The organism is Kitasatospora sp. NPDC089509 (genome assembly GCF_044749365.1).
In the GTDB taxonomy this organism is placed as follows: Bacteria; Actinomycetota; Actinomycetes; order Streptomycetales; family Streptomycetaceae; genus Kitasatospora.
The window spans coordinates 90,231-102,851 of record NZ_JBIVHS010000004.1 but is presented as its reverse complement, the minus strand read 5'-3'; the positions used below and the strand labels follow the sequence as shown (position 1 = coordinate 102,851).

Sequence of the window (12,621 nt, the reverse complement as noted above, 5' to 3'; positions counted from 1 at the left end):
GACCCTTACCCGTGTGCAAGGCACCGGCTTCCCCTCCGGTGACTCCACCGGCACACGTGTATCCCCAGAGTAGTTATGGGTGGTACCAGTGGGAAGAGGGGAGGTGCAGTCCTCGTACGGTGAGAGATAGGACCGTTGCAGTACGTAGTCGGTCGGCGGATCGCACCAGTGGGCGTACGCACGGCCCGCCCGGCGACCGGCGAAACGGCGGATTCAGGCCAGTAGACCGTGGTGGGGGAACACCGCGCGGCGGCTGGCGAGGATGGCCTGATCGAGTCGGTCGGCCGGATCGTAACCCGAGTCGAAGTCGCGCCAGGACGGGCGGGCGCCGTCGGTCATCCGCAACGGGGCGGGCCGGCGGGTGCGGCGGTGGACCTCGGCACGCCAGCTCTCGGGGGTCTCGGTGGCCGGGTCGACGGGGCGGCCGGCCGCGGTGGCGACCAGGTGGGTCCAGGTCCGCGGGACGACGTCCACCACGGCGTAGCCGCCCCCGCCGGTGGCCACCCAGCGGCCGCCGGTGAGCCGGTGGGCCAGCTCGTGCAGCTCCTCGGCGATCAGCCGCTGGGCGTCCACGGTGACGGCGAGGTGGGCGAGCGGGTCCTCCAGGTGGGTGTCCGCGCCGTGCTGGGTGACCAGGACCTGCGGGCGGAAGGCGGCGAGCAGTTCCGGCACCAGGGCGTGGAAGGCGCGCAGCCAGCCGGCGTCGCCGGTGCCGGCCGGCAGCGCCAGGTTGGCGGCCGAGCCGGGGGCGTCCGGGCCGCCGGTCTCGGTGGGCCAGCCGGTCTGCGGGAAGAGCGTGGCCGGGTGCTCGTGCAGCGACACGGTGAGCACCCGGGGGTCGTTCCAGAAGGCCTCCTGGACGCCGTCGCCGTGGTGGACGTCCACGTCGACGTAGGCGACCCGCTCGGCGCCGAGTTCGAGCAGCCGGGCGACGGCGAGGGCCGGGTCGTTGTAGATGCAGAAGCCGGAGGCCTTGCCGGGCATCGCGTGGTGCAGCCCGCCGGCGAAGTTGACGGCGTGCGGGGTCTCGTCGCGCCAGACCGCCTCGGCGGCGGCGACCGACTGACCGGCGATCAGCGCGGAGGCGGTGTGGACGGCCGGGAAGGACCAGTTGTCGTCGGTGCCGAGGCCGTGCCGGGGGTCGGACTGCTCGGGGTGCGCGCCGGCGTGCTTGACCGCCTCGACGTACTCCCGGGTGTGCACCAGGTGCAGGGTGGAGTCCCCGGCGGGCGGCGCGGAGCGGACCGTCACCCCGGGTCCGGAGGCCAGGCCGAGGTCCTCGACCAGGCGCATGGTGAGCGCCAGCCGGGTCGGGTCCATCGGGTGGCCGGGGCCGAAGTCGTAGGCGGTGACGGCCTCGTCCCAGAAGAGGTGCAGGCCGCAGGGGGTGTCACGCTCGGCTTCGGGCATGACCTCCACCGTAGTGGGTGGCGGCGCCCGGGCTCGCCGAGCCCCCGTCGTCACCCCGCGGCGGCGGTGGCCGGAACCGGCGCGGGCGCGAAGCGCTCGGCCAGCGGCAGCACGGCGAGCACCAGCAGCATCGGGGCGAGCAGCGCCCAGCGGTACGAGCTGGCGTCCGCGACCGCGCCGACCAACGGCGAACCGATCAGGAACCCCACGTAGTTGAAGAGGTTGAGCCGGGCCACCGCGGCGTCCGAGTCGGCCGGGAAGAGCCGGCCGCCGGCCGCGAAGACCTGCGGGATGATCGCGCAGATGCCGAAGCCGAGCACGGTGAACGAGGCGATGCCCGCCCAGGGCGCGGGGGCCACCGCGGCCAGCCCGAAGCCGAGCGCGGCCAGCGCCGCACCGCCGCGCACCACCGGGACGGCGCCGAAGCGCTGCACCGCGCGGTCGCCCAGGGCCCGGCCGAGCAGCATCGCCACCATGTAGCCGAGGTAGGAGAGCTTGGCCAGGTCCTCGCGGCTGCCCAGGCCGTCGGTCAGGTACTTGACGCTGTAGTTGGAGACCGAGGCGTCCGCGATGTACGCGAAGGCCATCGCCAGGCACAGCGGCAGCAGCGGGCGCCAGGGGATGGACCGGGCGGCGGCCTCGGCGGCCTCCCGGACGGCGTCGCCGAGTTCGGCCGGGCCGGCGAAGAACCGGCCGGTCAGCACCGCGAGCGGGGCGACCACCGCCGCGGCCGTGCCGAACAGCACCGGCAGCCCCAGGTCGTAGTGCGAGCCGAGACCGGCGACCGCCGCGCCGAGGATGCCGCCGAGGCTGAACGCGGCGTGGAAGCCGATCATGATGGAGCGGCCGTAGCGGTGCTGGAGGCCCACCCCCAGCATGTTCATGCTGGCGTCCAGCGCCCCCACCAGCAGCCCGAACGCGCCCAGTGCCAGGGCGAGTTGCCACAGCGCGTCGCCCAGCCCGACGCCCGCCAGGCTGAGGCAGACGGCCGGCTGGACGACCCGCAGCACCGCCCGGGCGCCGGTGCGCTTCACCAGCTGCTCGGAGAGGATCGAGCCGACCCCGGCCAGGATCGGCACCGCGGCCAGGAAGACCGGCAGCAGCCCGTCGCTCAGCCCGTACCGCTTCTGGATCTCCGGGATGCAGGTGACCAGCAGCGCGAAGGTGGTGCCCTGGAGCAGGAAGCTGACGGCGAGCGCGGCCCGCCCGACCCTCAGGCCGGGCGGGACGGTCGGGGACACGACGCTCATGCGGGACCTCGCTACTGGCCGGTAGAACGATGTTGGCCGAGAGCGTAGGGGCTGCGCCGCCTTTGCGGGAGGGGTCGTGCAGCGATCATTTCCCGCCGGAGGCCAGCTCCCGGGAGCGGTCCCGGGCCGCCTCCAGGGCGCCCAGCAGTGCGGCCCGCACCCCGTGGTTCTCCAGCTCGCGGATGGCCGCGATGGTGGTGCCGGCCGGGGAGGTGACCGCCTCGCGCAGCTTCACCGGGTGCTCGCCGGAGTCGCGCAGCATCACCGAGGCGCCGATCGCGGACTGCACGATCAGGTCGTGCGCCACCTGCCGGGGCAGGCCGAGCAGGATGCCCGCGTCCGTCATCGCCTCGACCAGGAAGTAGAAGTACGCCGGACCGGAGCCGGACAGCGCGGTCGCCGCGTCCTGCTGCGACTCCGGCAGCCGCAGCGCCTTGCCCACCGAGCTGAAGATCTCCTCGGCGCGCGCCAGGTGCTCCTCGCGGGCGTGCGAGCCGCCGGAGATGACGCTCATCCCCTCGTCCACCAGCACCGGCGTGTTGGGCATCACCCGGACCACCGGGGTGCCGGCCGCCAGCCGCTCCTCGAACCAGGCGGTCGGGACGCCGGCCGCCGCCGAGATCACCAGCCGGTCGGGGGCGATGTGCGGGGCCAGCTCCTCCAGCAGGGTGCCCATGTCCTGCGGCTTGACCGCCAGGATCAGGGTGTCGGCCAGCTTGGCGGCCTCGGCGTTGGAGACGGCCACCACCCCGTAGCGGTCGGCGAGTTCGGTCGCGCGCTCCGGTCGGCGGGCGGTCACCAGGACGTCCGACGGGTCCTTGCCGGCCCGCAGCAGACCGGAGAGCAGGGCCTCCCCGATCTTGCCGGTGCCCAGGAAGGCGATCTTCTGTCCGTGCGCTGCGCTGCTGCCCATGGTCCGCTCCTTGCCTCGGTACTGCGGTCATCCTCGCACCGTGCGGCGGCCGCCGGCAGGACCGTCCGCTCCGTGATCGCCCGGGGACGGCGACCCCTCGCCCCTAGGGAGAAAACTCGGGGGTTTCCCCTATGGCCTCCGGCCCCGCCCGGGCGCACCGTGGAGTCATGGCACACGACGGAATGTCCCGACGAGAGAACCGGCAACTCGCCGTCGCCTCGGCGACGGTGGGCCCGTGGCGGACGGCCGCGGGAGTCGGTGCGGTGGTGGGTGCGACCGCCCTGGGGGTCGAAGCGATCTCCGGGAACTGGTCACTGAGCATGCTGGCCGGACCGGCCGGCTGGGCCCTGTTCTTCTTCTTCCTGGTCGGCAGCGTCGGCGGTCAACTGCGCCGCGACACCGCCGACCGGCGGCTGCGCCGCTGGGCGGAGGCGCACCCGTGGCAGTCCGCCCTCCCGGTGGCCGGCGGACTGCTGGTGCTCAACATGCTGGCGCAGCTGTTCCTCGGCGACGCCGGGCTGTTCGGCGCCTTCTTCGTCTCGCTGCTCCCGGCCGGCATCCTGCTGGCGATCGCCGGGGTGGTGGGCTCGGTGAAGCAGGCCCGCGGCAAGGGTCAGGACCACTGACCGGGGCACGTTTCCGGACAAAGGGGTGGTGAACTCACCTGCCGCGCACACGGGTTCACCACAAGGTGTGCCCCCGATCAACGAATCGTCACACCCCGTCGGCATACTGGCGCGATGCCGATAGCCGAAGATCCGGAACCGCGCCCCTCCGAGGGCCGTGAACCGGACGGGTCCGACCCGTCCGGAGCGGGCGGGAAGGACCCGTTCGCCGACCTCGTCCTGGACGACGAGTTCGTCAAGGGCGCCACCGTCAAGGAACAGTCCGGGCGCAGCAGGATGCTGTCCGCCCGGTGGAAGCACACCCCGCCGGTCGACCCGGGCGGCCGCCGCTCGGTCAACGACGGCCCGCCGCAGGCCAAGCGCCGGTTCGGGCGCAAGCCCAAGCCCCAGGTGGTCGACCCCTGGGGCAACGTCCGGCAGGCCAAGCGCCGACGCGCCCTGGAGTGGCGCACGCCGCTGTTCGTCGTGCTGACCCTCGCCGTGCTGCTGGCCGCGCTCAACATCGACGGGCTGCGCGACTGGCTGCACACCGGCGGCTCCTCGGCCGCCCACGTGCCGGTGCCGACCGTCGCCCCGGAGACGGCCAGGCCGACCACGGCCCCGCCGACCGTTCCCGCCGACCAGCCCACCGTGGCCCACCCGTGGGCGGGCTCCCCCGCCGAGGGCTGGCCGAACGGCGCGGACGCCTTCGTGCTGCCCGAGGCCAAGGCCACCGGGGTCTTCTCCGCCGACCAGGTCGCCGACCAGCTGCAGCTGGTCAAGGACTACCTGACCGCCGGCAACCTGGACCCCAAGGTGGTCGCGGGCGGGCGGCCGGAGGCCGCGCTCGCGATGCTGCAGCGGGAGGAACGGGACGTCGCGGCCAACGCCCTGGACAACCCGTCCCAGAAGAACGACCCGACCAGCTGGTTCAGCCGGTTCGATCCGCGCGACGCCGTCCCGGTGGGCGACGTGGTCAAGGTGCAGGGCCGGATGACCTTCGAGGGGGACGGCGACAAGGGCGTCCTGGTCCACACCGACTTCAGCTACGTGTACCCGCTGCGCCCCGGCCCGGAGGCCGCCAAGCGGGCCGCCACGCCGGCGCCGCCGGCCGGCTCCCCGAAGCCGACCGAACCGGCCGCGCCCCGGGGCGGCACGGCCAAGCCGGTGGGGCTGCTCACGCCGGTCGACGACGCGCCCGCGGACACCTGGACCACCCGCACCATCGTGCGCCGGGTGGACACCTTCCGCTTCTACGACCCGGGCCGCTACTCGGTCAACCCCAAGAAGCTCGCGTTCGCCGGCCAGCAGACCGACCCGGCCAACTCCGCCTGCGACGTCTACGACGGCTTCTTCCACCCGCAGTTCGCGCAGTTCGACCAGCTCCGGCCGGACACCCCGGGGCCCCGGTCGACCGGTCCGGCGGAGGACCCGTACGACCGCAGCAAGGACATCCCGAAGGCCGAGGGGTGCGGCACGGTCAGCCGCACCTGACGGTCAGCGCTTGCGCTTCCCGCCGGGCCGGCCGCTGCGGCCGGTCCGGCGCTTCTCGTACTGCTCGACGGCCCGCTGGTGGGCGGCCCGCTTGACCCCCTCGCCGGGGGCCTCGACCAGGCTGCGGGCGAAGTAGGCGGCCAGGCTGCCGGCGCCGCCGATCAGCCAGACCGCGCCGAGCGACTTGTCCTCGGTCATCCAGCCGGTCAGCTGGTCCTTGCCCTCGGTGAGCACCTTCCAGGTGCGCCGGACGGCCAGCAGCGAGCAGACCGCGATGGCGGCGGTCAGCAGCCCGTTCAGGAAGCCTCCGCTGGAGGAGAGCGCGACGCCCTCGACGCCGAAGCGCAGCACCAGCACGGCGGCCGCGGTGGCGGCCAGGGAGCCGACCGAGACGGCGACCCGGCGCAGCCAGTAGCCGTTGTCCCGGTTGAACCAGGAGGTGCCGAAGAAGCGGATCGGCTCCGGCTCGGGGGCGCCGACGGGCTGGGGGGCGGGGGTGGGGGGCTGCTCGCTCACGCCGTCGATTATCACCCGGGCGCGGGATGCGGCGGAGGAGCCGTCCCGGGGGCCGGACCCGGCGGGTACGACGGAGGAGCCGTCCCGAACGGCGGGGCGGCTCCTCCGGTGCGTGCGGGCGGGGTCAGCCGAGCTTGCTGACGTCCCGGACGGCGCCCTTGTCGGCCGAGGTGGCCATCGCCGCGTAGGCCTTCAGCGCCTGGCTGACCTGGCGGTCGCGGCCGACCGGCCGGTAGCCGTGCCCGGCCTCCAGGGCGCGGCGGCGCTCGGCGAGGACCTCGGCCGACACCTCCAGGGAGATCGTCCGGGCCGGGATGTCGATGGCGATGGTGTCGCCGTCCTCGACCAGCGCGATGGTGCCGCCGGAGGCCGCCTCCGGGGAGGCGTGGCCGATGGACAGGCCCGAGGTGCCGCCGGAGAAGCGGCCGTCGGTGATCAGGGCGCAGGCCTTGCCGAGGCCGCGGCCCTTGAGGAAGGAGGTCGGGTAGAGCATCTCCTGCATGCCCGGGCCGCCCTTGGGGCCCTCGTAGCGGATGACGACCACGTCGCCCTCCTTGATCCGCTTGGCGAGGATCGCCTCGACCGCGGCCTCCTGGGACTCGCAGACCACGGCCGGGCCGCTGAAGGTCCAGATCGACTCGTCCACGCCGGCCGTCTTCACGATGCAGCCGTCCTCGGCGAGGTTGCCGTACAGCACGGCGAGGCCGCCCTCGACGGAGTAGGCGTGCTCGACGCTGCGGATGCAGCCCCCGGCGGCGTCGGTGTCCAGGGTGTCCCAGCGCTCGGACTGCGAGAAGGCCTCGGCGGAGCGCTTGCAGCCGGGGGCGGCGTGCCACAGTTCGACGGCCTCGGCGGAGGGCGAACCGCCGCGCACGTCCCAGGTCTTGAGCCACTCGTCGAGCGAGTCCGAGTGCACGGTGTGGACGTCCTCGTTGAGCAGTCCGCCGCGGTACAGCTCGCCGAGGATGGCCGGGATGCCGCCGGCCCGGTGCACGTCCTCCATGTAGTACGAGCCGTTGGGCGCGACCTTGGAGAGGCAGGGCACCCGGCGGGAGACCGCGTCGATGGCCCGCATGTCGAAGTCCAGCTCGGCCTCCTGGGCGGCGGCGAGCAGGTGCAGGATGGTGTTGGTCGAGCCGCCCATGGCGATGTCCAGGGCCATGGCGTTCTCGAAGGCGGCGCGGCCGGCGATCGAGCGCGGCAGCACCGAGTCGTCGTCCTGGCCGTAGTGGCGGTTGGTGATCTCGACGACCGTGCGCCCGGCCCGCTCGTACAGGTCCTTGCGGGCGGTGTGGGTGGCGAGCACCGAGCCGTTGCCGGGCAGCGAGAGGCCGATCGCCTCGGTGAGGCAGTTCATCGAGTTGGCGGTGAACATGCCGGAGCACGAACCGCAGGTCGGGCAGGCGTTCTCCTCGATGATCGCGATGTCCTCGTCGGAGACGTTCTCGTTGACGGCCTGGGAGATCGCGTCGATCAGGTCCAGCTTGCGCACGGTGCCGTCGACCAGGGTGGCCTTGCCGGCCTCCATCGGGCCGCCGGAGACGAAGACGGTCGGGATGTTGAGGCGCAGCGCGGCCATCAGCATGCCGGGGGTGATCTTGTCGCAGTTGGAGATGCAGATCAGCGCGTCGGCGCAGTGCGCGTTGACCATGTACTCGACCGAGTCGGCGATCAGGTCGCGCGAGGGCAGCGAGTAGAGCATGCCGCCGTGGCCCATCGCGATGCCGTCGTCCACCGCGATGGTGTTGAACTCGCGCGGGATGCCGCCCGCCTGCTTGATCGCCTCGGAGACGATCCGGCCGACCGGCTGGAGGTGGGTGTGGCCGGGGACGAACTCGGTGAAGGAGTTGGCGACCGCGATGATCGGCTTGCCGAAGTCCTCGCGGGCTACGCCGGCGGCCCGGAGAAGCGCCCGGGCGCCTGCCATGTTGCGACCGTGGGTGACCGTACGGGACCTCAGCTCGGGCACTGTGCTCCACTCCTTCGGGGCTCGCCGCCGGCGCCCCGCCGATGAGGAGGGTGCGGGGGCCGTTGTGGCTTACGAGCCTACGCCCGCCGTCCGGCCGGCGGACGGCGCGTCCGCGATGCGGGCAGCGGGCGGGCGGCGGGCGGGCCCGGGTGCGGACTCCCGGGCGGGCCCGCGCAGGTGCCCCGGGCGTCAGCCGGGCTTGACGGCCACGGTGAGGTTGAGGCTGAACGGCTCGACCACCACGCCGTCCGGGAACTCGGCCAGCATGGCCTCCCGTTCGGCGGCCAGCACGGGCGCGCGCCCCTCCGGACCGAGCGAGGCCAGGTAGGAGCGGGAGGTGAGGTCGGTAAGCACGTGCTCGACGGTGACCCGCCGCTCCCAGTGCAGCACCGCCTGTTCGACCACGAGGCCGGCCGGGGCGAAGTGGCTGGTGTGGCCGCTGATCCCGCCGTAGCCGTGGTAGCGGTCGGGCAGCGCGACGGCCATCCGCTCGCCCCGGGCCCGGACCCAGGGCACGGTCTCGTCGTAGACGTTCCACCAGGTGGCGAGGGCGCCGCCGGGCCGCAGCACCCGGATCGCCTCCGGGACGGACCGCTCGGGGTGGGTCCAGTGGAAGGCCTGGGCGTAGGTGACCAGGTCGGCGGAGCCGTCGTGGAAGGGCAGGTCGTCGCCGTCGCCGCGGACCAGCGGCAGGGTCGGCGAGGAGGCCAGGAACTGGGCGGCCATGCCGTCGCTGGGCTCGACCGCGACCACCTCGGCACCCCGGGCGGCCAGCAGCCGGGTCGCGATGCCGGTGCCGGCGCCGACGTCCAGCACCCGGGCGCCCTTGAGGCCGTGGCCCCAGAGCCGTTCCAGCTCGTCGAACAGTTCGTCGGGGTAGCCGGGGCGCCCCCGGTCGTACTCGGCGGCGACCGCGCCGAAGCTCACCGCGAGCTCCCGGAAGTTCCGATCCTCCGTCATCTCTCCCCCTCGGTACGGCAGTTCGCGCCCCGCTGGGCGCGGAGCTCAGCGTACGCGCGAGGGGGTCGCGAGGTGCAAGCGGGTGAAGGCGAGGGCCTCGGCGAGATCGGCCTCGCGTTCGGCGGGGGACGCGGAGCGGCGGGTGTTGACCTCCAGCACCACGTGGCCGTCGAAGCCGGTGCGGGCCAGGTGTTCCAGGAGCTCGGCGCAGGGCTGCTTGCCCCGGCCGGGGATCAGGTGCTCGTCCTTGCCGGAGCCGCTGCCGTCGGCGAGGTGGACGTGGGCGAGCCGGTCGCCCATCCGCTCGACCATCGCGAAGGCGTCGATCCGGGAGGTGGCGACGTGCGACAGGTCGATGGTGAAGTGCCGGTACTCCTCGTCGGTGACGTCCCAGCCGGGGGCGTACGCCAGCACCTCGCGGTCGCGGTAGCGCCACGGGTACATGTTCTCGACGGCGAAGCGGACGTCGGTCTCGCCAGCCATCCGGTTGATGCCCTCGACGAACTCGCGGGCGTACTGCCGCTGCCAGCGGAACGGCGGGTGGACGACGACGGCGCTCGCGCCGAGCTTCTCGGCCGCGGCCCGGGCCCGGACCAGCTTGGTCCACGGGTCGGTGGTCCACACCCGCTGGGTGATCAGCAGACAGGGCGCGTGCACCGCCAGGATCGGCAGCTGGTGGGCGTCGGAGAGCCGGCGCAGGGCCTCCAGGTCCTGGCTGACCGGGTCGTTCCAGACCATCACCTCGACCCCGTCGTAGCCGAGCTTGGCGGCCAGCTCGAAGGCGACGGCGGTGCTCGCCGGGTACACCGAGGCGGTGGACAGCGCCACCTTGGTGTCCGGGATGTGCAGGGTGGGGTGCGGGGGCAGCACCAGCCGGTCGGTGGTGCGCAGCAGCGGCGGGCGGACGGCGTCGCGCTTGGCGGCCTTGACCGAGCGGACGGACTGGACGGCGGCCTTGGCGGCGCCGGCGGCCCGGGCGGTGCGGGTCTCCTTGGGGGGCTCGGCCGGTGCCCTCCCGGCGGGAGCGGCCTGCGCGGGAGTGCTCTTCGCGGAGGTGTTCTTCGCCGGACCGTTCTTCACGGCGGCGCTCTTCTTCGCGGCGCCCCTGGCTGCGCCCTTCTTGGCGGCGGCCTTCTCCGCGGTCGTCCCGGCGGCCTTCTTCGCGGTGCGCTGGGCCGCCTTGACGGCCTTGGCGGCCTGCGCCGCGGTGGCGCCCTTGACGGCCTTGCCGAGGCCCGGCTTGCCCGGTCGGCGGCGCGGACCGTCCGGCCGCGGCTGCCCGTCGCCGGGAGCGCGGCCCTCCTGCGTTCCGTCCTCGCCCGCTGGTTGCACCACGGGAGACAGCGTAAGCGGAGCACGCCGCGAACGGGGTCGGATGCCCGGCGGAGTGACCACCGGCACGCCCCGCGGGGGCGTGCCCTACGAGGTGAGCGCCGGGCGGCGGCGGTCGGCGGGGCTGTCCATGGCGTCCAGCTCGCGCAGGATGATGCCCTCGCGCAGCGCCCACGGACAGACGTCCAGTTCCTCCAGCCCGAACAGGTCCATCGCGGCGTCGGCGACCAGCGCGCCCGCCAGCAGCTGCTTGGCCCGGCCCTCGGAGACGCCGGGGATCTGCGCCCGCTCGGCGACGGTCATCGTGGACAGCCGCGGCAGCCAGGCGGACAGCCCGCTGCGGGTGAGCCGCCGGTCCGCGTACGGGCCGGCGTCGGCGGGGGCGGCGCCGGTCATCCGGGCGAGCTGCTTGAAGGTCTTGGAGGTGGCGACGGCGTGCTGCGGCGGGCCGAGCCGGGAGACCTCGCCGACCACGCGGGCGATCTCGGCCCGGATGTGCCGCCTGAGGTCGCGCAGCCCGTCCGGGTCGGCGACGTCGCCGGGCAGCCAGTGGGCGGTCAGCCGCCCGGCGCCCAGCGGCAGCGAGCAGGCGACGTCCGGCTGCTCGTCCAGGCCGCAGGCGATCTCCAAGGACCCGCCGCCGATGTCCAGGTTGAGCAGTCGGCCCGAGGACCAGCCGAACCAGCGGCGGACGGCCAGGAAGGTGAGCCGGGCCTCGTCCTGCCCGGAGAGCACCCGCAGCTCGACCCCGGTCTCGGCGGCGACCCGGCGCAGCACCTGCTCGCCGTTGGCGGCCTCGCGGACGGCGGAGGTGGCGAACGGCAGGATGTCGACGACGCCCTTGTCCTCGGCGACCCGCAGCGAGGAGGCGACGTGCCCGATCAGCCGCTCGACGCCGGCCTCACCGATCGCGCCGGACTCGTCCAGCAACTCGGCCAGGCGCAGCTCCGCCTTGTGCGAGTAGGCGGCCAGGGGGGCGGCACCCGGATGGGCGTCCACCACGAGGAAGTGGACCGTGTTGGAACCTACGTCGAGTACACCGAGTCGCATAACTCTCCACGCTACGCGATCCGGCCCCGGCGGTGATCGGTCCTGCCGGTATTCGCGCTGGTCCCGACCGTTTTCGGTGTGGGTGCGATCGACTGCGCCGCCTCGATCGCCCGGCGGCTCGGCGGTTCAGTGACCCACCGGCGGTTCAGTGACCCACCGACCGGGCCGCGCGGCTCCGGCCCGGCGCCCGGTGCGGCAGTTGGCGTCCACCCAGCGGCGGGCCGGGCCCGGGGTGTCGGTGATCAGGCCGTCGACGTCCAGGCCGGTCAGCCGCCGCCAGGCCTGCGCGTCGTCCACCGTCCACCCGTAGACCTCGTGCCCGGCCGCGCGCTCGGCGGCGACCCGGGCGGCGGTGACCAGGCCGGACTCCAGGGCGATCCCGTCCAGCCGCAGGTCCCCCGGGGCCTCGGCGATCCCCCGGCCCTGGATCAGCACCACCGGCAGGGCGGGCGCCACCGCGTGGGCCTGGCGCAGGTGGTCGGCCGAGAAGGAGTAGAGCACCACGTGCGCCCGGCTGGCCGCCGCGATCCGGGCGATCGTGGCCACGTCCTGGGCCCGCTGCCACTTGATCTCCATCAGCAGGGTGGTCCTGCCGCCGGCGAGGCGCCCGAGCAGCTCCGCCAGGGTCGGGACCGGCCGGGCGGCGCCGGGGCCGACGGTCACCCGCAGGGCGGCGACCTGGGCGGCGGTCAGGTCGGCGACCGCGCCCCGGCCGTCGGTGGTGCGGTCCACGGTCGGGTCGTGCATCAGCACCGGGACGCCGTCCCGGGTGGTCTGGACGTCGGTCTCCAGCCAGTCGGCGCCCTGGTCGAGGGCGGCCTCGAAGGAGGCCATGGTGTTCTCCGGCGCGGTGAGCGGCGCGCCCCGGTGGCCGATCACCACCGGGGAGCCGCACACCGGCGGCGAGGCGGCCGGGCGGGCCCGCGACGCGAGGGCGCCGGGAGGGCCGGCGGCGCCGGGGGTACCGGGGGTGCCTGCGGCGCAGCCGACCGCGAGGGCGAGGGCGGCGAGCGCTGCGAGGCGGGCGGCCCGGGTCACCACGTCGCGCTCCAACCGGCGGGTACGGCAGGCGGGTTCATGCGGTTCACGGCATCCTCCGATCCGTCCACCCCCGCCCGCACC

The 12,621-nt window shown here is 74.3% G+C and carries 11 protein-coding genes; 2 read left to right on the top strand and 9 right to left on the bottom strand.

The annotated features are described in order from the left end of the window. Positions 1-213 precede the first annotated feature (213 nt). From ACIP4P_RS10100 to proC, 3 genes are all read right to left on the bottom strand, one after another. Positions 214-1,410 (bottom strand): acetoin utilization protein AcuC, encoded by a 1,197-nt coding sequence (locus ACIP4P_RS10100; protein ID WP_400916620.1) that lies wholly within the window; start codon positions 1,408-1,410, stop codon positions 214-216. A gap of 50 nt (positions 1,411-1,460) precedes the next feature. Continuing rightward, a complete protein-coding gene (locus ACIP4P_RS10095) occupies positions 1,461-2,660 on the bottom strand; it encodes an MFS transporter (protein ID WP_400916617.1) in 1,200 nt (399 codons plus the stop codon). An 85-nt stretch (positions 2,661-2,745) separates the two neighbouring features. Next, complete coding sequence (gene proC, locus ACIP4P_RS10090; protein WP_400916614.1) at positions 2,746-3,573, bottom strand: pyrroline-5-carboxylate reductase; 828 nt, start codon at positions 3,571-3,573, stop codon at positions 2,746-2,748. Between the two features lie 167 nt (positions 3,574-3,740). On the opposite strand from proC, the gene ACIP4P_RS10085 reads away from it, so the two are divergent. Both ACIP4P_RS10085 and ACIP4P_RS10080 read left to right on the top strand, forming a co-directional pair. Beyond that, positions 3,741-4,199, top strand: coding sequence for a hypothetical protein (locus ACIP4P_RS10085; protein ID WP_400916611.1), 459 nt, complete (start codon positions 3,741-3,743; stop codon positions 4,197-4,199). Between the two features lie 114 nt (positions 4,200-4,313). Further along, the gene (locus ACIP4P_RS10080) at positions 4,314-5,672 is read left to right on the top strand and encodes a hypothetical protein (protein ID WP_400916608.1); all 1,359 of its coding nucleotides are present in this window, start codon (positions 4,314-4,316) and stop codon (positions 5,670-5,672) included. A 3-nt stretch (positions 5,673-5,675) separates the two neighbouring features. Here ACIP4P_RS10080 and ACIP4P_RS10075 read toward each other — a convergent pair whose 3' ends face one another. From ACIP4P_RS10075 to ACIP4P_RS10050, 6 genes are all read right to left on the bottom strand, one after another. After that, entirely contained in the window at positions 5,676-6,188 is a 513-nt protein-coding gene (locus ACIP4P_RS10075; protein WP_350511469.1) for a hypothetical protein, read from the bottom strand. Between the two features lie 124 nt (positions 6,189-6,312). Beyond that, a complete protein-coding gene (gene ilvD, locus ACIP4P_RS10070) occupies positions 6,313-8,157 on the bottom strand; it encodes a dihydroxy-acid dehydratase (protein ID WP_400916605.1) in 1,845 nt (614 codons plus the stop codon). A 189-nt stretch (positions 8,158-8,346) separates the two neighbouring features. Beyond that, positions 8,347-9,117 (bottom strand): class I SAM-dependent methyltransferase, encoded by a 771-nt coding sequence (locus ACIP4P_RS10065; protein WP_400916602.1) that lies wholly within the window; start codon positions 9,115-9,117, stop codon positions 8,347-8,349. Positions 9,118-9,162: 45 nt separating this feature from the next. Next, complete coding sequence (locus ACIP4P_RS10060; protein ID WP_400917132.1) at positions 9,163-9,966, bottom strand: sugar phosphate isomerase/epimerase family protein; 804 nt, start codon at positions 9,964-9,966, stop codon at positions 9,163-9,165. Positions 9,967-10,536: 570 nt separating this feature from the next. Then, the gene (locus ACIP4P_RS10055) at positions 10,537-11,499 is read right to left on the bottom strand and encodes a Ppx/GppA phosphatase family protein (protein WP_350511472.1); all 963 of its coding nucleotides are present in this window, start codon (positions 11,497-11,499) and stop codon (positions 10,537-10,539) included. 126 nt (positions 11,500-11,625) lie between these two features. Then, a complete protein-coding gene (locus ACIP4P_RS10050) occupies positions 11,626-12,540 on the bottom strand; it encodes a glycerophosphodiester phosphodiesterase (protein WP_400916599.1) in 915 nt (304 codons plus the stop codon). Positions 12,541-12,621: the final 81 nt, after the last annotated feature.